Raw genomic sequence first — 18,455 nt, 5'->3', positions numbered from 1 at the left:
GATGATTCCAAACTCACTTGTACGAGAGGATCACTTGTTCGCCGTCGGCGTCCACCGTGGCCCACATCCGGGTGCTGCCCGGAACGTTGGCCAGGCCCTTGACCTGGGCCTTCGGCAGGCCCAGCGCGACCGACTCCCAGGCGCCGCGGCGGTGGCGGGTGAGCGTGTCGGGGCCCTCGGCCGACTCGGTCGCCAGCCACAGGCCGCCGGTCCCGTCGGGCGCGGCGGCCGTGAAGCCCGTGGCCGCCGGGCGGTGCTGGACCCGCCGCCACGCCGTACCGTCCCAGTGCAGGACCAGCGCCTCGCGCAGCGAGCGCACGCCGTCGCGGCGGACCACGATCGCGCCGACCGCCCAGACGTCGTCCTCGGCCAGCGCCACGATGTCGGCCAGCTCCGCGAACTCCAGCGGCGGCAGGTGCTCCGGCGCCCACTGCCGGCCGTCCCAGCGCAGGATCGAGGCGGACGGGCCGCCCTCGTAGCTGCTCAGCGCCCACACCGCGGAGCTGGAGACGGCGGCGAAGTCGGTCAGGGGCGCCGGCGCGGCGACGGTACGCCACCGGCCACCGGCGTGGTGCCACACCACGTCCCGCATGCCCTGCGCGCCGAACCGCAGCCCCGCCGCCCAGCACTCCCCCTTGGCCGGGACCACCGCGGCGGTCGCGTGCGCGCCCGGCTCGGGGATCGGCAGGCTGCTCCACCTGCGGCCGTTCCACCGCCAGACGGTCACCTGCTCGACGCTCTCGTTGAAGCGCCACACCTCCTCGGGGCCGTGCCCGCGCACCAGGTAGGGCGCCTCGGCGCCGCCCTGGCTGCGCCACGTCCGGCCGTTCCAGAGCAGCAGGGGACGGCCCGTGCGGACCACCCAGGCCTCGTCCGTACGGCTGGCGCCGACCTCCTGGTAGCCGCCCAGCACACCCGGGCTCGATGCCCTAGACACTCGCCAGCCACCGTCCTGAGCTGGGGCGGAAGGCTGGGGAACGAGCAACGAGATGATCATAAGGAGCCTCACGGCACCCCATGGTGGCCTGCCTTAGGGCTGCGTGCGGCGTGTCCTAGGTAGTTCTAAGCCGATGGTTCGGCAAGAGATAGGACATCCGCCCGATGCCCGGGTCCCGGCCTTAGCGCGAAGCTTTAAGACATGAACGCAGAACTCGAATACCAGCTCATCAAGTCCCACGTCAGCGAGCTTCAGCGGGCCGCCGCGAAGCACCGCCGGGTCAAGGAGGCCCAGAAGGACCAGAAGTCCGAGCGCCGCTCGGTCTTCGGCAAGCGCCACTCCGACGAGTCATGACCACGCCAAGAGAGCCCGGCCGCATCCTCCCTCGCGGCCGGGCCTCAAAGCCCCCGTGATCTTGCTGGTAAACCCGTCGAAAGCTCATCAAAAGGCATGCGATGCTTAACGACATGCTGGGACGTTCGGTAAGCCCGGTCTTCGTCGGGCGGCAGGACGAACTCTCGATCCTCTCCGAGGCCTACGACGAGGCCCGGAAGGGCACGGCGACAGCCGTACTGGTGGGCGGCGAGGCCGGAGTCGGCAAGACCCGGCTCGTGCAGCGCTTCTCCGAGCACGCCGTCCAGGGCGGCGCCCACGTGCTGTTCGGCGGGTGCGTCGAGCTGTCCACCGAGGGCCTCGCCTACGCCCCCTTCACCGCCGCGCTCCGCCAGCTCGTCCGCGAGACCAGCACCGGCCAGGTCGCCGCGCTCCTGCCCGAAGGGGCCGGCCGCGATCTGGCCCGGCTGCTGCCCGAGTTCGGGGAGCCCAGCGGCGACGGCGAGACCGACGCCGGCCGCGCCCGGCTGTTCGAGCAGTTCCTGACGCTGCTGGAGCGCGTCTCCGAGACGCGCCCGACCATCCTCGTGATCGAGGACATCCACTGGGCGGATCGCTCCAGCCGCGACCTGATCGCCTTCCTCAGCCGCAACCTGCGCTCGGCGCAGGTGCTCATGGTGCTGACCTACCGCTCCGACGACCTGCACCGCCAGCACCCGCTCCGGCCGGTCCTGGCCGAGCTCGGCCGGGTCGACGGCGTGCTCCGGCTCGACCTGCCCCGCCTGTCGCGCGACGAGGTCGCCGAGCAGATGGCCGGCATCCTCGGCGCCGTCCCCGCCTACACCAGGGTCCAGAAGGTCTACGAGCGCAGCGAGGGCATCCCGCTGTTCGTCGAGGCCCTGCTGGACGGCGGCTCGGAGTGCTCGTTCCCGGAGTCGATGCAGGACCTCATCCTCGCCGCGGTCGAGCGGCTGCCGGAGGAGACCCAGCGGGTGCTGCGCATGGCCGCCGCCGGCGGGATCCGGGTCGGCCACACGCTGCTCGCCCGGGTCAGCCAGCTCTCCGACCTCGAGCTGGAGAGCGCCCTGCGCCCGGCCATCGCCGGCAACGTCCTGCAGATCGCGGACAACCGGGCCTACGTCTTCCGGCACGCGCTGATCCGCGAGGCCGTGCACGACGAGCTCCTGCCCGGCGAGCACCAGCGGCTGCACGCCCGCTACGCCGAGGAGATCTCCAAGAACCGCCGCCTCGTGCCGATGGGCCGCGCCGCCGTCGAGCTCGCGCACCACTGGTACAGCGCCCGCAACGACGAGCAGGCTCTGGTCTCGGCGTGGGAGGCCGCGCGCAAGTCGTTCAAGGCCTTCGCCTACACCGAGGCCATCCCGCTGCTCGAACGCGTCCTCATGCTCTGGGACAAGGTGCCCGACGCCGCCGAGCTGACCGGCACCGACTCCACGCATGTCCTGGAGAAGGCCGCCATCTCCGCCCAGGCCGGCGCCGAGATCGACAAGGCGATGAAGTTCGTCAAGGCCGCGCTCAAGCAGCTCGACGAGACCGCCGAGCCCGAGCGGGTCGCGCAGCTCACCGTCCGCTGGGCCGCCCTGCAGATCCACAAGGGCAAGCAGGGCGTCACCGGCGACTTCCGCTACGCCCTGGGCCTGGTCCCGCAGCCCGGCCAGGCCCGCGCCGAGGTCCTCGAACGGATGAGCCAGCACCTCATGCTCCGCGGCGAGATAGAGGAGGGCACGCAGCTCGCCACCGAGGGGCTCCGCCTGGCCGAGGAGCTCGACGACTCCTGCCTGCGCGCCGACTTCCTGATGAACCTCTCCCTCGGCACCTCCATGGACGGCGACCTCCCCGCCACCCTCGACTCCGTCATCCGCGCCCGCCGGCTGGGCGAGGCCGAGAACAACGGCCGCGTCATCCTGCGCGCCATCGCCAACGCCGTCGACACCCTCAACGACCTCGGCCGCTCCGCCGAGGCGCTCGACCTCGCCGACGAGGGCGTCGACCTGGCCAAGAAGTACGGCAGGCTCCGCCACAGCGGCGCGTTCATCCTCAACAACCGCGCCGAGGCCCTCGAATCGCTCGGCCGCTGGGACGAGGCCGTCGAGACCCTCGACCGCGCCATGAGCCTGGGACCCAGCGCGCACGACCTGCGCCACCTCAAGCGGGTGCGCGCCGACATCGCGCTCTCGCGCGGCGAGCTCGACCTCGTCGAGGGCATCCTCGCCGAGCTCGGCGCGCTCAAGGACATCCCGCAGGACCTCCTCCAGGACTTCACCAGCAACACCCGGCTGCACATCGGCTGGCACCTGTTCAAGGGCGACCCCGCCTCCGCACTGGCCGTCTGCGAACGGTTCCTGGCCAGCAAGCTCTCCAGCAAGGCCATGCTCGGCTGGCGGCTGCTGACGGTGATCCGGCTCGTCTGCGACGCCGCCGCGGTCGTCGAGCCGGCCCGGGCCGCCGCCGTGCTCGCCCGCGCCCGCGAGCTCGCCCAGACGCTGCGGGTGTCCGGCCCGGTGGCCGGGGCCTACCAGCTCACCTTCTCCGGCGACTTCGACGCCGCGGCCGCCGCCTGGTCCCGGCTCGGCCGGCCGCACCCGCAGGCCAAGGCCCTGCTGTACGCCGCCGGCGTCGCCGCGCACGCCGGTGACCGCGACGGCGCCGCCACCCGGCTGCGCACCGCCCACCCGCTCGCGGTGACCCTGCGCGCCACGCCGCTGCTCACCGAGATCGAGGCCCTCGCCCGGCGCGTCGGCGCGGCCCTGGAGGAGCACGACACCCCCGAGCTGCTGACCCCCCGCGAGGTCGAGGTCCTGCGCCTGGTCGCCCTGGGCCGCAGCAACCGCGACATCGCCGCGGAGCTGTTCATCTCCGCCAAGACGGTCAGCGTGCACGTGTCCAACATCCTGGCCAAGCTCGGCGTCGGCAGCCGCGGCGAGGCCGCCGCCGCCGCGCACCGGCTCTCCCTGCTGTCCTAGCCGTCCCGGCTCCGGTCTCCGGGAAAGTGCGCGACCTTCGGTGTCAACCATCCACGCCCTCCGGGCGGTAGTCCTCTCCGGAGGCAATCAGCCCTGAACGACGGAGTTGACGGATGGAAGAAGGGTTCGCCGACTATGTGGCACAACGCCATTCCCGGCTGTGCCGCATGGCCTATCTCCTCACCCGGGAGTGGGCCACGGCCGAAGACCTGGTACAAACCGCCCTGGCCAAGGCGTGGGTCGCCTGGCGGCGGATCGAGGGCAACCCCGACCCCTACGTCTACCGGATCATCGTGAACACGCACGCGTCCTGGTGGCGGCGGCGCTGGCGGGGTGAGGTCCCGGCCGAGCACCTGCCCGAGGTGGCCGATCCCCGCGACCCGGCCGCCGAACTGGCCGACCGGGCCTCGCTGCGGAGCGCGATCGCCGCGCTCTCCCCTCGCCAGCGCGCGGTGATCGTTCTGCACTACTTCGAGGGGCGCACGCTCGTCCAGGTGGCCGAGATCCTCGGCTGCTCGGCGGGGGCGGTGAAGCGCCAGCTCAGCCGGGCGCTCGGCCGCCTCCGCGTCGATCCGGACATTCAGCTCATGAACGTGGAGAGGGTCCACCGATGAGGCACACCGAAAGCGACCTGCGCGACCTGCTGGCCGAGCAGGTGGAGACCCGGGGCGAACCGGCCGCGAACCTGGCGGCGATCGTGCGCCGGGGGCGGCGGCTTCGCCGTACCAGGAGGGTGGTGACGGCCGGGGCGGCGCTGGCCGCCGCGGTCGTCGCCGTGGGGCTGACGACCGGGCTGCCGGGCGGGCCGCCCGAGCCGGACGGGACGACGGTCGCCCAGGCCCCCGGCCCGACCCGGGTCCATCCCGGGCCGAAGGTGCCCGACAGCTACACGGTGGTGCTGGGGGCGGAGCGGTTCCGCCTCCCGCTGCTGCACTCCGAGCGGTTCGCGACGACGGGCGCCGGCCGGGCGGTGACCTTCACCCCGGTGAGCTTCTCCACGGCCTTCCGGGTGTTCTGCGCCGATCCGCAGGCGTGGGTGGTCACCGAGATGCAGCTCAAGGGCGGTGAGCCCGGCGGTACGGCCGGACGCTGCGGGAAGGGCGCGGGCGGGCACCACGACCGGCGCTCGGCGCCCACCGGCTGGCTGGAGGGGCCGCAGACCATCCGGGTCTGGGTCTATCCGGCCGACGCGCCGGTTCGGAAGGTGGCGGAGACCGTCACGGGCTGCCCGCCGGTCGGCGGAGGGCCGGGCGGGTGCGACGAGCCGGCCCAGGCCCGCTCGCTGCTGCGGCCCGAGGTCCGCGACCGGCTGTCGGCCGAGGTGGGCGAGGCGCCGGGCGGCTGGGCCGTCGCCCTCTACGACCGCCCGGAACCGACCCCCGCCGACTGAGCCCACGCCCGGGCAGGCGTCAGAAGCTGCCGTCCCCGGCCGCCTGCCCGGGCAGGGCCACCAGCTCCGCCGCGCCGGTGTACTTCTCCAGCAGCCGCAGCCGCCCGCTCCGGACGTCGACCGCGTAGGCCCGGACCCCGCCCTTCCCGGCGTCGAAGAAGACGGTGACCTCCGAGTCGCTGAGCCACAACCCGGTCCCGGCCAGCCCGCCCTGCTTCGGCAGCCCGTCGAGAGTCAATCGGCGCAGTACCTTCCCCTTCTTCGCGTCGAGCACGCTGAGCACCCGCTTGGCCATGGTCGCGTGCTCCACGGCCACCACCCTCGCCCCGTCAGGAGCCGGTTCGGAGAACATGATGTAGGCCCCGTCGAACCGCACCGGCCGCCCGCTCTTGCCGGACACCGGCCGCAGCCAGTGGTCGGTCTTGATGTACCGGACGAGCTGCAGCATCCCGTCCTTGATGCTGACCGCCTCGTAGACCCCGGACACCGGCTCGCTCTTCCCGCCCGCCACGTCGACGAGCAGCCCCGGCGCCGCGCTCCCCTCGCGGGGGTCGAAGAACAGGTGCCGCCCGTCGTCGGAGAGCACGAGCATGGATCCCGGCCCGACCTTCGACAGCTCGACGCGCACGCCCGAGACCACTTCCGGCCCGCTCACCAGGTCCCGCACGACGTGCGCGCCGGCCTTGTCGTCGTAGAAGGCCAGGAACCGCCCGTCCCGGCTGATCGCGACCGGGACGCGGTCGTTGCCCGCGTACGCGGTGGCGCGCGGCAGCCGGTAGGTCTTCCCGGACCGGGTGACCAGCCGCCACTCGGAGCTGGAGCAGTCCAGCTCCTTGCTCTCGCGGTCGTACTCGCAGGGGACGAGGTGGGCCCGGCCGGCCGGGCCCACCGCTCCCTCGGGCAGGTCGGGAAGCTCCTGCACCCCGGCCGAGCCCACCTCGACCGGAGCCGCCGGCCGCAACGCGCCCGCCGTCAACACGCCGCCCGCGACCACCACGGCCGCGGTGAACGCGGAGGCCACGATCCGGCGGGTACGGCGGCGCCGCCGGTAGCCCCGGAGGGCGCCCTCGGCGAGGTTGTCGACCAACGGTGTTTCCTGGGCGATGCCCTCCAGCGCCCTGCGCAGCCTGGTCATCGTGTCACCTCCGCGTGGCTAGGTCGGCCAAGGATGGGGTTCGCACCAGCTCGGGTGCGAGCACGCGCAGGCGGGCCAGCGCGTGATGGGTCTGGCTCTTGACGTTCCCGACCGAGCAGCCGAGCGCCTCGGCGGTCTGGGCCTCGGTGAGGTCCTCCCAGAACCGCAGGACGAGCACCGCCCGCTGCTTGCGGGTGAGTTTGGCCAGGGCCTGCCGCAGGACGATCCGGTCGAGCGTCTCCTCGTCGTGGGCGTAGCCGCCCACGTCCGGCGGATGCGCGCTCGGCAGTTCGGGACGTAACCGGCGACGCCAGGAGATGTACTGGTTCACCAGGGCCTTGCGCGTGTAGGCCTCGGGGTTGCCCGTCCTGGCCAGCCGATCCCACTTCCCTGCCACGTTGATCAGCACGCTTTGCAGCAGGTCCTCGGCGAGATGCGGATCGCCCACGAGCAGGCAGGCTGTGCGCATCAGCGCCTGCTGCCGGGCGAGCACGAACTCGCGAAACCCCTCGTGATCCACAGTGATCTCCCTTCGCCCGTTCCCAACGCGGCCGGACGGGCGAAAGGTTGCACCCCGGAGGTCAGGACACCGGAACCGCGGGGATCCGGTCCAGGCACGACAGGTCGCCCGGCGTCCCGGTGCGGATGAAGTGGGTGTGCATCCGCACCACGCAGCCGCTCGGCTCCCGTTCGGGCAGGTGGCCCAGGTGGGGGACGGCGACGAAGGTGGATCGAGGGTACTGCGCGGCGGCCTGGCGGCCCTGTTCGAGGGTGGTGTTGGTGTCCATCACACCGGAGGTGACCAGCACCGGGACCACCGGGAGGGGCCCGCCCAGCCGCGGGCGCGGCGGATTGGTGTCGGGCCAGCGCAGGCAGTTGCCGCTGCGCAGCGCGGTGGTCCAGGTGCGCACGCCGAACGGCCGGAAGTCCTTGGCGGGCAGCTTGGCGCGGGCGCGCTCGAACTGCCGCTCCCTGTCCGCGAAGGAGGCCGAGAAGTCCCAGGCCCAGCGGTAGTCGTTGCACGGCACCGCGTGGCTCAGGCCGTGGTTGAAGGGCTCCTCGCCGTTGCCGCTCGGCCGCTTGGCCTGGCGGGCCAGCGCCACGAGCTTGGCGGGGTCCCCGCGAAGCGCCTCGGCGACCATCCGCGGCACCTGTCCGAGCAGGGAGGGGACGTTCGCGGCCGACACGTAGACCAGGCCGGCGAGGACGACGTCGTCGACGACCCATCGCTCGCCGTCCACGCGGTACTCGATCGGCCGGACCCGCAGCCGGGCGGCCAGCCGGCCCAGGTCGGCCAGGACCCGGCGGCTGTCGCAGCCGCCTGGCTCGCACAGCAGCCGGACCGAGCGCCGCAGCGCGCGGGCGTTGGAGGCGAACCAGGTGTCGCGGTCGAGCGGGTAGGCGCTCGACAGGACCGCCGACTGCACCCGCGTCGGATGCCGCTGGGCGTAGACGGTCATCAGGTTCGTCCCGTACGACTCGCCCTTGAGCACCAGCTTGTCGAGGCCGAGCTTCGCCCGGACCGCGTCGAGGTCGTCGGCGGTCTCGGCCGAGGTGTAGCCGCGCGACCGCTCGCCGAGCGCCCGCCCGCACCGCTCGGCGTCGCGGATCATCGCCGAGGTCGTCGCGGGGAACCCGGTGATCCCGCAGTCGAGGACGCCCGACCGGTTGACCCCGCGCGGATCGACCAGCAGGAAGTCGTGGTCGTTCAGGAGGTCGGCGTACAGCTCGGTGTACTGCGCGGCCATGTTCACGGTCGAGCCGCCCGGCCCGCCCGGGTTGAAGGCGATCGTCCCGGCGGCGGGCCGGGAGGTGTCCTTGCGCCGGACGAGCGCGTAGCCGACCGTGGTGTTGCCCAGATCGGGGCGAGCACGGACCAAGGGCACCTGGATGGACCCGCACACCGCCCTCGGCACTGGCACGCAGGCCGGCTCGGCCGCTCGGGCGGGCAGGGGCGCCAGGACGGCGGCGGTACAGGTCAGGGCCGCCAGAGCGGCTGGAATCCTCATGACAGCACCCTCGAACACCCCGCCCGCGGACAGCATCGGGGATCGCCCCCCGTTCCGCCCGGCCCGCACTACGCCTGCCGGAGGAGGCCGGCGGCCGGAAGCAGGAGACCGGCACGACCCGGGAGTCGCGCCCCTCGGCCGGTTTGGGCCAGGATGGCGGGCATGCGGCGAGCGAGCGTGGCCACGGTCCTGTCCCTGGCGCTGGCCTGCGCCGCCTGCGCCCAGCAACCGGCCGCGCCGCCGAAACCGTCCCCGAGCAGTACGGCAAGCCCCACCGCCGCCGCCGCCGCGACGCTCGCCGCCCCCAGCACGCCGCCGGTGCGCGTCACCAACGCCGACTGCCCCGAGCCGCCCAGGCCCGCCGACCAGTTCCGCGTCACCACCACCGCCGCGACCTGGAAGCTGCTCGACCTGCCGGAAAGGCCCGGCGCCCTGCGCGGCGGCACCCCGGGACCGGGCGGCGAGCTGTGGGCCGTGCACGACAAGGACTGGCAGCAGGGCACCCCCGTCCGGTTGACCGGCGGCGACTGGACCGACGCGGGGCTGCCGCCGGGCATGACCACGGTGCACCAGCTCACCGCCACGCCCGGCGGCCAGGTGTGGGTGGCCACGCCGGCGGCCGACGCCTGGCAGGTCGCGGTGCACGACGGCGGCGGCTGGCGCGCGCTGTCCATCGCCGCGCCGAAGGTCGACAACCAGCCCTCGCTGTCCGGCGGCGACGGCGGCTGGGTGTCCTACGCCGACGCCGCCGTGCACTGGGACGGCGCCCGCTGGACGCACCTGCGCCTCCCCGAGGACCAGGGGCCCGAGGTCGGCACCGAGCAGCCGCTGCGCACGCCGTACCGGCTGGCCGCCTCGGGCGGCGAGGTGTGGGCGCTGCCGTACCAGGGCTCGCGGGCGGTGCGGATCCGGGACGGCGTGCCGCAGCAGGTGTGGTTCGAGCTGAAGATCGACAAGCGTGGCGCCATCCACGACAACCAGGGCGGCGCCTTCTACCCCCAGGCTGTGGCCGTGCCCGGCCCGGACGAGACCTGGGTCTTCGGGTCCGCCGCCTTCGGCACCCACGACTCCGTGGACGCCGAGGACACCGCGGCCGGCCGGCTGGTCGCGCTGCGCGAGGCCGGCGGCCGGTGGACCTGCACGTGGGGACCCTTCCACCGGGAGGGGTTCTCCGACACGTTCCAGGACGCCGTCGAGGACGGGCGCGGCGGGGTGTGGGTGGCGACCGACGGCAAGATGTGGCACTTCGCCGACGGCCGGTGGACCGGCCAGCCACTGCCGGTCGGGAAGGCGGGCCGTCCCATCGCGCAGGTGATGGACCTGGTCAGGGCGGGGGACGAGGTCTACGCGCTGGGGGCGATCGTGACCGAGGGGACCAGCCACGCCGCCACCTGGCGACTCACCGGCTCCTAGACCCTTTACGCGAGGGCCTGGTAGAGCATCACCCCGCCGAACAGCACGAACCCGGCGGCGGCGCCGTACCGGATGACCTTCTCCGGCAGGTGCTTGCCCAGCAGCCGGCCGACCAGGATGGCCAGGGCGTCGGCGGCGACCATGCCGACCGTCGAGCCGATCCACGTGCCGACCCAGTCGTGCTGCGTCGCCAGCGTGATCGTCGCCAGCATCGTCTTGTCCCCCAGCTCGCTGAGGAAGAACGCGACCGTCACGGCGATGATCGCGTTACGCGTGGTCTTGCCGGCCTTCTGGGCTTCCTCGTCGGTCAGCTCGTCGCCGCGCAACGTCCACAGCGCGAAGCCGAAGAACGCGACGGCCGCCGCGATGTTGATCGCCTTGGTGGGCAACGCGTTCCCGAGCAGGCCGCCGAGCGCGACGCTGGCCAGGTGGACCGCGGTGGTGGCGATGGTGATGCCGATGATCACCGGCCAGGCCTTGAAGCGGGTGGCGAAGGTCAGCGCCATGAGCTGGCTCTTGTCGCCGAGTTCGGCGACGAAGATGACCACCAGGCTGATCCAGAACGCTTCCAACAATGGGTCCTCTTCCGCGCGGCCGAGCCGGAAGCAGGCACCCGGGGAGTTTCGGGCATGACTTCGGCCCGGCAGCGACTGACGTCGTCATTACCAGGCCGAAGGTCTCGTCCGCCCGTGAAGGCCGTGCGACCGGGCCGTGAGGCCAGTGTGTCGATCGCACTGTTGAGGACTACTCCCCTTCGGTATTAGGCCCCATCATAGCGCGCACCCCACCATGACCGGCTCGTTGACCAGCGTGATCCCGAACTTCTCCGCCACCCCGTCGCGCACCTCGCGGGCGAGGGCGAGCAGATCGGCGGTGCTGCCGCCGCCGGGGTTGGTGAGGGCGAGGGTGTGCTTGGTGGAGATGCGGACCGGGCCGCGGCTGTAGCCCTTGGCGAACCCGGCCTGCTCGATCAGCCACGCGGCGGGCACCTTCTCCAGGCCGCCGGGCAGCTCCCAGCGCGGGTGCCCAGGGGCGCGCGGCTCCAGCTCACCGGCCGGGAGGATCGGGTTCATGAAGAAGGAGCCGGCGCTGCGGGTGTCGGGGTCGCCGGCGTCGAGCACCATGCCCTTGCCCCGGCGCAGCCCGAGGACGGCCTCGCGGGCGGCGGCGAGCGGCACCCGCTCGCCCAGCGGCACCTCCAGCCGGCGCGCGAGCTCCTCGTAGGCCACCGGCCCCGACCGGTCGGCGAGGTCGAGCGCGTAGGTCACCGCGAGCACGACGTGCCGGCCGAGATCCTGCTTGAACACGCTGTCGCGGTAGGCGAACCCGCACTGCCGCGCGCCCAGGTCGAGCACCTGACAGGTGCGCCGGTCGTAGACGCGGACCGACCTGATCGTCTCGGCCACCGCCTGCCCGTAGGCTCCGACGTTCTGGATCGGCGTGGAGCCCACCAGGCCGGGGATGCCGGACAGGCACTCGATGCCCGACCAGCCCTCGGCGACCGCCCGCGCCACCAGCGGGTCCCACTCCTCGCCCGCCTCGACGGTGACCAGCACCTGGTCACCGTCGCGCTCGACGCCCACCCCGCGACTCGCCACCCGGACCACCCGGCCGTCGAATCCCTCGTCGGCGACCACCAGGTTGCTGCCGCCGCCCAGGATCAGCAGCGGCGTCTTGGTGCCGTCCGCCTCGGCGACGAGCGAGACCAGTTCCTCGGCCGTCCGGGCCTCGACGAAGTCGCGGGCGGGGCCGCCCAGGCCGAGGGTCGTGTAGGGCGCCAGAATCATGCGCCCAGCCTACGGTGCCGGATTGATGAGCTGTACTGCCGAGCGCTAGGTGGTGCGCAACAGGCGCAGGACCCGGTCGTAGGTCCGGCGCGACTCCCGGTCGCGGTAGCCGGGATCGACCTCGTGGTAGGCCCGGTGCGTGCCCTGGACCACCGGGAGCAGTTCGTCCGGCACCACCAGCTCGCCGGGCAGCGCCAGGGAGAACTCCAGATCGGCGTTGCGGTAGTAGCGGGCGCCGTCCGGGAAGGCGGTCAGCGCCGCGCTCCGCCGTACCGCCATCAGGTAGCCCAGCAACGCGCGCACCGGGCCGGGCCCCGCCTCGTGCCAGTCGTGCCCGTCCGCGGACGGCTCCACGCCCTTCCAGCCCGCCGCCACCGCACCGGACTTCAACGCGTCCACCAGCGGCGTGATCGCGTCGCCGGTGAACACGGTGGAGGTCTCCATCAGGACGTGCACGTCGGCTTCATCCAGATACAACAGTTTGGTACGGCAAGCGCCCCATTCCGCGGTCCCGCCTCGCCAGTGCGGCTGCTCGGCGACGTGCCAGACGGTGATGCGGCCGGGGTGGCGCTCGGCCAGTTCCTGGGCCGCGTCGCCGGCTCCGTCCACATTGCCCAGGTCGAGCAGGAGGACGCGGGCGGTGGTGTGCTCGATGATCGATTCGACGCAGGTGCGGAGGTCGTCCGGCCAGCCGTCCACGACCAGCCCGACCGACACCGTCACCTCGGCCACCTCGGTCCGGCGCCGCGTCATCGCGACACCGGCGTCGTCCAGGCGGTTCGCCGCGATCGAGCCGTCCCACAGGCGCTGGGCGTGCAGCAGGTCGTCGTCCGGCACCTTGGCCGGCGGCCCGCCGGCGAACCCGAGGTCCTCGGCCGGCCGCTCCTCGGCCCCTTGCCGTGCTGTCGCCCCGTCCGAGCGACCTCGGAGGGCGGGGTCGCCGTCGTGCTCGGGAGTGGCGGCGCCCGCGCCGACGTCGGGACGGGACCCGGTGGCCGTGCGGGACGAGCCGCCCTCGGTGTCCCGGCCCGTGCCGGTGGTCCGTACGGCAGGCGGAGGCAGGTGGCCCGCGGGCTCGTCCTCGGTCATGGCCGAGACCGGGATCGACCGCACGCTCGGCCACACCTCGTAGGCGGGCCGCTCGCTCAGCGCGAACCCGTCCGCGGTGTCGTGGACGACCCATCCGGCCGACTCGATCTCGGCACGGAGCGCGTCCGCCGAGGCGTAGTCGCGCTCCGCTCTGGCCTTGGCCCGCCGCTCGGCGAGCTCGCTGACATGTCGAGGGGCTTCGCTCATGTCCCCCCGCATACCCCCAGCGAATCCCCACAATCTGCCCAGTCCCCGGAGGTCAGCCCGGGGCCGGGTTCGCCTTGCCCGGGAGGTGAGCCCTGGTCGGGCTCGCCCGGCCGCCGGAGGTGGGCTCGGGGTCAGGCGAGTTGGACCACCGCCCGGGCCCGGGACAGCACCTTGGCGTCGCCGGACTTGGCGGTCAGCCCCACGACCACCCGGTTGCCCTCCAGCTTCTCCTCGACCACCCCGCTGACCGAGATCGTCGCGCCCTCGTCGTCATCCGGGACCACCACCATCGCCGAGAAGCGCACACCGTAGTCCACCACCGCCGCCGGATCACCCGCCCAGTCGGTGACGAACCGCCCGGCCTGGGCCATCGTGTACATCCCGTGCGCGATCACATCCGGAAGCCCGACCTGCTTGGCGAACCGCTCGTTCCAGTGGATCGGGTTCAGGTCGCCGGACGCCCCGGCGTACATGACCAGGTTCACCCGCCGCGCCTTGTACTCCGCCGCCGGGATCTCCTGCCCGACCTCGACCTCGTCGTACTTGATCGTCGCCGCCATCAGCCCGCTCCGCCCCGCTCGACGATGGTGTTGTAGGTCGTGCACACGTGCTCGCCGTCGACCGTAGTGATCTCGCTGCGGATGGTCAGCAGCTCGTTGCGTCCGGCGCTGCGAATGTCGGTGATCTTCGCGGTGGTGACCAGCAGGTCGCCCGGGTGGATCGGGCGGGTGTACTCGAACCGCTGCTCCCCGTGCACCACCATCGCGTAGTTGAGGCCCAGGTCGGGGCTGGCGAGCGCTTCGCCGCCGCCGGAGAGGCTGAACACGATGGGGAAGGTGGGAGGTGCGACCACATCGGGATGCCCGGCCGCCTGGGCCGCCTCCCGGTCGCGGTAGATCGGGTTGTCGTCACCGATCGCGGCGGCGAACTCGCGGATCTTCACCCTGCTGACCTCGTAGGGCGCCGAGGGCGGGAACTCGCGGCCGACGAAGTCACGATTCAAGGCCATGCTTGCCCCTTGTGCGTGCGTCCAGAGCTGATGGGGCGACGTTAACAGAATAACGTTCGGTTGTCGCCCGCCTCGTCGGGATCTTGGCACCCACCGGGGAGCGCGGCGGTTGACCTTGGAGTCCCGGTCCTTCTCCTGGTCCGGGACAGCGAGAGGGCGACACCCTCTCCGGATGCCGCCCTCTCAGTGTGGCCGAGTGGCCGAGTGGCCGCGTTGACCAGGCGACCGCGTGGCCGCGTTGGCCGTATGACCGTGTGGTGGCGCGTGCGCCTAGCGACGGTCCTTGTTGTCAGGCGTGATCGCGTCCTTCACGTTCTTGGCCGCGTCCTTGATCTTCTCGCCGGCCTGCTTGACCTTGCTCTTGCTCTGGTCAGCATGCCCCTCGGCCTCAAGGCTCCGGTCGCCGGTCGCCCGACCGACACCTTCCTTGACCTTGCCGCCGAGCTCCTCGGCCTTGTTGTCCACCTTGTCGTCCAGGCCCATATCGACTCCCCTAGGTCTTGTCGCCCTGGACCTTCTCCTGTCCCCAGGAACGGGAGACAAACCCCGCTGACCTCCACGATCATCCCCACGAACCCCCACGCCCACCACGCGCGGGGAAAGCCGAAAACCCCGCCTGGCGAGGCCAGACAGGGTGTCGGGGGTAACACAGCAAACCGGCGCTCTCCCCAGAGAACGCCGGTTGAGTCAGGAGTGCCGCGACATCGCGCGGCTCAAGCCTGCCCGGGGGATGCCTTGCGGCACCGGCCTATCGCGTCTCGCGGTGAGCGCGGTGGGTGCGGCAGTTGGGGCAGTACTTCTTCAGCTCAAGCCGATCCGGGTCATTGCGCCGGTTCTTCCGCGTGATGTAGTTGCGGTGCTTGCACTCCTGGCAGGCCAGCGTGATCTTCGGCCTAACGTCGGTGGCAGCCACGTGGGAGTGCCTTTCTACGTTCGGGACTGGGACACACCCATGCCCGAGCCGTGAAGCTCGGGAGTGGGTAGTAGCGGAGGCCGGACTTGAACCGGCGACACAACGATTATGAGCCGTTTGCTCTGCCTGACTGAGCTACTCCGCCTTTGCCGAGCACAACATACCCGGCCCGACGAGGATACCCGACCTTGGGAGCACCTTCGTACTTCACCTGATCGGATGGGGTACTTCCAGTATGCCTCACGAACCTCCCCAACCTGAAATCGCCGCCGCGGCCGGTGACAACGATCGTGAGGGACACGTCAAACGGGACGTTCTGGCCATCCGCAATGGCTGGAGTTACCGTCGAAGGGGCATCATCCACCCGCTGCGGGACGCCTGCCGCAGGGAACGCCCGATGTGGGGGACGCCCGGCCCGCCTCAGGGCCGGGCGTGGGCAGCCTCAGCCGATCCTTGGGGGACAACGAGAAACGCCCGGCTCCGAATACTTCGGACCGGGCGTCGTGCCGTGTCAGGCGTGGAGCCCCCAAACGGAATCGAACCGTTGACCTTCTCCTTACCATGGAGACGCTCTGCCGACTGAGCTATAGGGGCCTGTCCGTTTTGCTGTCTGCGCTGCGGACAGGTGTAACCATACACGGCCCTCAGCGATGATGCGAACTCGAACCCGGCAACCGGAGGACGACGATCGCGCCCTCGCCGGTGTTGGCGAACTCGAGCGTGGCGCCGAGGAGGCGGGCCTGGCCGGCGGCGATCGTCAGGCCCAGGCCGACACCCGTTCCCCGGGCTGTCGCGCCGCTCTCGAACCGCTGCGGGCCGTGCTCGCGGAGGCGGTCCAGGAGGGCGGGCTGGAAGCCTGGGCCGTGGTCGGCGACCGAGATCACCGGGCCGTCCACGGTGACGGTCACCGGGGGCGCGCCGTGGTGGAGGGCGTTGGTTACGAGGTTGGCCAGGATGCGTTCGACCCGCCTGGGATCGGTCACCACCTCGGCGTCCCTCACCACCTCCAACTTCACCCGAGACTCCGGCCCACCCCCCAGCCGCACCCCCGGCTTCGCACCGTCCCGCAACCGCACCCCGGCCTGGGCACCCCTGCCCACCTCCGGCCGTTCCGCGGCTCCGGCTGCCTCCGGGAGCACGCTCGGCTCCGTATCGGTGGCCTCAGCCGTCTCCCGTGGGGAGCCGGGCTCGCCCTCTCCCAGGTGGAGGGAGGTGAGGGCGCGGCGGGCCAGGGTGGCGGACAGGCGGGGTTCCAGGGAGGGGCGTTCGGTGGCGGAGTCGAGGCGGGCGACCTCCAGGACGTCCTCGACCAGCCGCCGCAGCACCGCGGCCCGGTCGCGCACCAGCTCGGTGGGTCGCCCCGGTGGGAGCAGTTCGGCCGCGGCGACCAGCCCGGCCACCGGGGTGCGCAGTTCGTGCGCGATGTCGGCGGTCACCCGGCGCTCGGCCTCCAGCCGGGCCTGCAGCGCGTCGGCCATCCCGTCGAGCGCCCGGCCCAGAGCCGCCACCTCATCCTGCCCCGCCGACCCGTCACCTCGCCCAGCCGCGACCACCTCGGGCCGCCCCGCTGTGCGCGCCTCGGTCCACCGGGCGTCCGCCGCCTCGCCCCGACTGGCAGCCGTCCGCTGGGCCTGCCCGGGCGCCCTCTCCTTGGCGGCCGTCTCCCCCACCAGCCGGGGCGTGACGCGGGCGCTCAGGTCGCCGGCGGTGATGGCGGCGGCGGTGCGGGCGACGGTGCGGAGGCGGCGGCTCAGGCCGTTGGCGACGGCGACGCCGAGCAGGGAGGCGGCCACCGTGGCAAGCAGGCCCGAGCCCACCAGGGCACGGTCGAGGGCCGCCTGGGAGGCCAGCTCGGGCCGGTAGGAGCGGCTGAGCGAGTAGACGGACTCCCCCACCCGGGCCGCCGCCCACAGCCGGTCCCCCTCCAGGTAGGTGGCACGGACGGGCCGGGCGGCGAGCACCGCGGCGAGGGGTAGGGGCAGGGCGGGGTCGCCGATGTGCAGCCCGGCGTCCTGGCCTTCGAGCTGCCGTTCGAGCAGGGTGACCAGGTGCCGGTCGAGCTCCGTCCGGGCCGCGTCGAGCCGGCTGCCGGAGGTGTGGACGTGCACGAGCACCCCGATGGCCGCGGCGACGAGGACGGCGGTGCCCGCCAAGGCCAGGGCGATACGTCCGCGGAGCCCCATCAACGCCTCAGCTTGTACCCGAAACCGCGCACGGTCTCGATCCGCTCGTTGCCGATCTTGGCCCGCAACCGCTGGACGTGCACGTCGACGACGCGGGTGTCGCCCTCCCAGGTGTAGTCCCAGACGTGCGCCAGCAGCGTGTCCCGCGAGAGCACGACACCGGGCTGGGCGGCGAACTCCAGCAGCAGCTTGAGCTCGGTCGGCGTCAAAGCCACCAGCGCGCCGCCGAGCCGTACCTCCATGGAGAGCGTGTCGACGGTGAGGTCGCCGAAGGCGACCACCGACGGCTCGGCGACGGGCGCCTGGCGGCGGAGCACGGCACGGATGCGCGCATGCAGGACGGCCAGGTCGAAGGGCTTGGTGACGTAGTCGTCGGCGCCGGCTTCGAGGGCGTTGATCACGTCGATGGAGTCGGTCCGCGCCGAGATCATGATGATCGGCACGTGCCCGGCCTCGCGGATGCGCCGGGCGAGGCTGACGCCGTCGAGGTGCGGGAGCATCACGTCGAGCACGGCGACGTCGGTAGGCTGGGCGCGGAAGAGGTCGAGGCCGGCGAGCCCGTCGTCGGCGGTGCGGACGCGCATGCCGTACCGCTCCAGCGCGAGCTGAGTGGCCTCGCGGATGACCGCGTCGTCCTCGACCAGCAGCACGTGGGTGGTCATCGGGGCGGCACCTCCAGGCGGCCGTCGGTGAGGTCCTCGCCGGGCGGCGGGGTGGTGGTGACGGTGAAGCGGCTGTAGTAGCCGGTGCGTTCGAGCCGGCGCAGGCCGCTGAGCACGAGCGTGGCGGGCAGGCCCCGCGCGCATTCGGCCTCGGTGCGGCACCAGGTGCCGTGCAGGGTGCCGGTGCCGGTGGCGCGCTCGTCGCCCCAGGAGGTCCAGCGCACGCCGGTCATGCCGCTGAACTCGGTCAGGGCGAGGCTGGTGGGCCGCTGCAGGGCGTCGCCCATGTAGGCGAGCACGTAGACGGGTCCCCGCGGCGCCACGGGCGCCTCGCCCTCGACCCGCACCCCGGGGGCGCAGGCGGACAGCAGCAGCAGAGCCGCGACGACGTGGAGCTTCATGCC

19 protein-coding genes and 2 tRNA genes are annotated in these 18,455 nt (G+C 72.6%); 5 read left to right on the top strand and 16 right to left on the bottom strand.

From position 1 onward, the window contains the following. Window positions 1-13: 13 nt before the first annotated feature. On the bottom strand, window positions 14-937 hold the full coding sequence (locus AB0I67_RS09395; protein ID WP_357920184.1) for a hypothetical protein: 924 nt from the start codon (window positions 935-937) through the stop codon (window positions 14-16). A gap of 201 nt (window positions 938-1,138) precedes the next feature. Here AB0I67_RS09395 and AB0I67_RS09390 point away from each other — a divergent pair, with 201 nt between their 5' ends. The 4 genes from AB0I67_RS09390 (at window position 1,139) to AB0I67_RS09375 (ending at window position 5,644) form a co-directional block, all read left to right on the top strand. Then, complete coding sequence (locus AB0I67_RS09390) at window positions 1,139-1,291, top strand: hypothetical protein (RefSeq protein WP_357920181.1); 153 nt, start codon at window positions 1,139-1,141, stop codon at window positions 1,289-1,291. Window positions 1,292-1,404: 113 nt separating this feature from the next. Then, window positions 1,405-4,254, top strand: a complete 2,850-nt coding sequence (locus AB0I67_RS09385) for an AAA family ATPase (RefSeq protein WP_357920178.1) — start codon at window positions 1,405-1,407, stop codon at window positions 4,252-4,254. Between the two features lie 113 nt (window positions 4,255-4,367). Further along, entirely contained in the window at window positions 4,368-4,868 is a 501-nt protein-coding gene (locus tag AB0I67_RS09380) for a SigE family RNA polymerase sigma factor (RefSeq protein WP_357920175.1), read from the top strand. Beyond that, complete coding sequence (locus AB0I67_RS09375) at window positions 4,865-5,644, top strand: hypothetical protein (RefSeq protein WP_357920172.1); 780 nt, start codon at window positions 4,865-4,867, stop codon at window positions 5,642-5,644. Before AB0I67_RS09380 ends, AB0I67_RS09375 begins: the two co-directional genes overlap by 4 nt. A 19-nt stretch (window positions 5,645-5,663) precedes the next feature. Here the strand turns inward: AB0I67_RS09375 and AB0I67_RS09370 are convergent, their stop codons facing one another. The 3 genes from AB0I67_RS09370 to AB0I67_RS09360 all read right to left on the bottom strand — a co-directional run bounded on the left by AB0I67_RS09370 (window position 5,664) and on the right by AB0I67_RS09360 (window position 8,788). Continuing rightward, window positions 5,664-6,779 carry a hypothetical protein gene (locus AB0I67_RS09370; RefSeq protein ID WP_357920169.1) on the bottom strand — a complete coding sequence of 372 codons (1,116 nt, stop codon included), beginning with the start codon at window positions 6,777-6,779 and terminating at the stop codon, window positions 5,664-5,666. A 4-nt stretch (window positions 6,780-6,783) separates the two neighbouring features. Next, window positions 6,784-7,299: a SigE family RNA polymerase sigma factor gene (locus AB0I67_RS09365; RefSeq protein WP_357920166.1), complete on the bottom strand. Its 516-nt coding sequence runs from the start codon at window positions 7,297-7,299 to the stop codon at window positions 6,784-6,786. 61 nt (window positions 7,300-7,360) lie between these two features. Further along, complete coding sequence (locus AB0I67_RS09360; protein ID WP_357920163.1) at window positions 7,361-8,788, bottom strand: alpha/beta fold hydrolase; 1,428 nt, start codon at window positions 8,786-8,788, stop codon at window positions 7,361-7,363. 162 nt (window positions 8,789-8,950) lie between these two features. Between AB0I67_RS09360 and AB0I67_RS09355 the strand changes: the two genes are divergently transcribed. Beyond that, on the top strand, window positions 8,951-10,201 hold the full coding sequence (locus AB0I67_RS09355; protein ID WP_357920160.1) for a hypothetical protein: 1,251 nt from the start codon (window positions 8,951-8,953) through the stop codon (window positions 10,199-10,201). Between the two features lie 5 nt (window positions 10,202-10,206). Here the strand turns inward: AB0I67_RS09355 and AB0I67_RS09350 are convergent, their stop codons facing one another. The 12 genes from AB0I67_RS09350 to AB0I67_RS09295 all read right to left on the bottom strand — a co-directional run bounded on the left by AB0I67_RS09350 (window position 10,207) and on the right by AB0I67_RS09295 (window position 18,452). Then, on the bottom strand, window positions 10,207-10,773 hold the full coding sequence (locus tag AB0I67_RS09350) for a TMEM165/GDT1 family protein (protein ID WP_357920157.1): 567 nt from the start codon (window positions 10,771-10,773) through the stop codon (window positions 10,207-10,209). 198 nt (window positions 10,774-10,971) lie between these two features. Next, window positions 10,972-11,988, bottom strand: a complete 1,017-nt coding sequence (locus AB0I67_RS09345) for a UDP-N-acetylmuramate dehydrogenase (RefSeq protein ID WP_357920154.1) — start codon at window positions 11,986-11,988, stop codon at window positions 10,972-10,974. Window positions 11,989-12,033: 45 nt separating this feature from the next. Beyond that, window positions 12,034-13,284, bottom strand: a complete 1,251-nt coding sequence (locus AB0I67_RS09340) for a hypothetical protein (RefSeq protein WP_357920150.1) — start codon at window positions 13,282-13,284, stop codon at window positions 12,034-12,036. Window positions 13,285-13,415: 131 nt separating this feature from the next. Next, window positions 13,416-13,844 (bottom strand): MaoC family dehydratase, encoded by a 429-nt coding sequence (locus tag AB0I67_RS09335; RefSeq protein WP_357920147.1) that lies wholly within the window; start codon window positions 13,842-13,844, stop codon window positions 13,416-13,418. Beyond that, on the bottom strand, window positions 13,844-14,293 hold the full coding sequence (locus tag AB0I67_RS09330) for a MaoC family dehydratase N-terminal domain-containing protein (protein ID WP_357920145.1): 450 nt from the start codon (window positions 14,291-14,293) through the stop codon (window positions 13,844-13,846). Before AB0I67_RS09330 ends, AB0I67_RS09335 begins: the two co-directional genes overlap by 1 nt. 270 nt (window positions 14,294-14,563) lie before the next feature. Then, window positions 14,564-14,776: a CsbD family protein gene (locus AB0I67_RS09325; protein ID WP_357920143.1), complete on the bottom strand. Its 213-nt coding sequence runs from the start codon at window positions 14,774-14,776 to the stop codon at window positions 14,564-14,566. A gap of 265 nt (window positions 14,777-15,041) precedes the next feature. Continuing rightward, window positions 15,042-15,206 (bottom strand): 50S ribosomal protein L33, encoded by a 165-nt coding sequence (gene rpmG, locus AB0I67_RS09320; RefSeq protein WP_101786011.1) that lies wholly within the window; start codon window positions 15,204-15,206, stop codon window positions 15,042-15,044. Window positions 15,207-15,277: 71 nt separating this feature from the next. Next, window positions 15,278-15,351, bottom strand: a tRNA-Met gene (locus tag AB0I67_RS09315). Window positions 15,352-15,724: 373 nt separating this feature from the next. Further along, a tRNA-Thr gene (locus AB0I67_RS09310) sits at window positions 15,725-15,800 on the bottom strand. 50 nt (window positions 15,801-15,850) lie between these two features. Further along, the gene (locus AB0I67_RS09305) at window positions 15,851-17,389 is read right to left on the bottom strand and encodes a HAMP domain-containing sensor histidine kinase (RefSeq protein ID WP_357920140.1); all 1,539 of its coding nucleotides are present in this window, start codon (window positions 17,387-17,389) and stop codon (window positions 15,851-15,853) included. Beyond that, the gene (cseB, locus tag AB0I67_RS09300) at window positions 17,389-18,051 is read right to left on the bottom strand and encodes a two-component system response regulator CseB (protein WP_357920137.1); all 663 of its coding nucleotides are present in this window, start codon (window positions 18,049-18,051) and stop codon (window positions 17,389-17,391) included. The genes AB0I67_RS09305 and cseB overlap by 1 nt, the downstream gene beginning before the upstream one ends. After that, complete coding sequence (locus AB0I67_RS09295; protein ID WP_357920135.1) at window positions 18,048-18,452, bottom strand: hypothetical protein; 405 nt, start codon at window positions 18,450-18,452, stop codon at window positions 18,048-18,050. The genes cseB and AB0I67_RS09295 overlap by 4 nt, the downstream gene beginning before the upstream one ends. Between the last annotated feature and the right edge of the window lie 3 nt (window positions 18,453-18,455).

This window comes from Nonomuraea sp. NPDC050310, from assembly GCF_040655795.1.
Taxonomy (GTDB): domain Bacteria; phylum Actinomycetota; class Actinomycetes; order Streptosporangiales; family Streptosporangiaceae; genus Nonomuraea.
This window is presented reverse-complemented; position numbering and strand designations above follow the sequence as displayed.

Bases quoted from the DNA above. Each gene is read 5' to 3' on its own strand.
- AB0I67_RS09390 (WP_357920181.1), top strand. From the start codon at position 1,139: ATGAACGCAGAACTCGAATACCAGCTCATCAAGTCCCACGTCAGCGAG.
- AB0I67_RS09385 (WP_357920178.1), top strand. From the start codon at position 1,405: ATGCTGGGACGTTCGGTAAGCCCGGTCTTCGTCGGGCGGCAGGACGAA.
- AB0I67_RS09380 (WP_357920175.1), top strand. From the start codon at position 4,368: ATGGAAGAAGGGTTCGCCGACTATGTGGCACAACGCCATTCCCGGCTG.
- AB0I67_RS09375 (WP_357920172.1), top strand. From the start codon at position 4,865: ATGAGGCACACCGAAAGCGACCTGCGCGACCTGCTGGCCGAGCAGGTG.
- AB0I67_RS09370 (WP_357920169.1), bottom strand. From the start codon at position 6,779: ATGACCAGGCTGCGCAGGGCGCTGGAGGGCATCGCCCAGGAAACACCG.
- AB0I67_RS09360 (WP_357920163.1), bottom strand. From the start codon at position 8,788: ATGAGGATTCCAGCCGCTCTGGCGGCCCTGACCTGTACCGCCGCCGTC.
- AB0I67_RS09355 (WP_357920160.1), top strand. From the start codon at position 8,951: ATGCGGCGAGCGAGCGTGGCCACGGTCCTGTCCCTGGCGCTGGCCTGC.
- AB0I67_RS09345 (WP_357920154.1), bottom strand. From the start codon at position 11,988: ATGATTCTGGCGCCCTACACGACCCTCGGCCTGGGCGGCCCCGCCCGC.
- AB0I67_RS09340 (WP_357920150.1), bottom strand. From the start codon at position 13,284: ATGAGCGAAGCCCCTCGACATGTCAGCGAGCTCGCCGAGCGGCGGGCC.
- AB0I67_RS09335 (WP_357920147.1), bottom strand. From the start codon at position 13,844: ATGGCGGCGACGATCAAGTACGACGAGGTCGAGGTCGGGCAGGAGATC.
- AB0I67_RS09330 (WP_357920145.1), bottom strand. From the start codon at position 14,293: ATGGCCTTGAATCGTGACTTCGTCGGCCGCGAGTTCCCGCCCTCGGCG.
- AB0I67_RS09325 (WP_357920143.1), bottom strand. From the start codon at position 14,776: ATGGGCCTGGACGACAAGGTGGACAACAAGGCCGAGGAGCTCGGCGGC.
- AB0I67_RS09305 (WP_357920140.1), bottom strand. From the start codon at position 17,389: ATGGGGCTCCGCGGACGTATCGCCCTGGCCTTGGCGGGCACCGCCGTC.
- cseB (WP_357920137.1), bottom strand. From the start codon at position 18,051: ATGACCACCCACGTGCTGCTGGTCGAGGACGACGCGGTCATCCGCGAG.
- AB0I67_RS09295 (WP_357920135.1), bottom strand. From the start codon at position 18,452: ATGAAGCTCCACGTCGTCGCGGCTCTGCTGCTGCTGTCCGCCTGCGCC.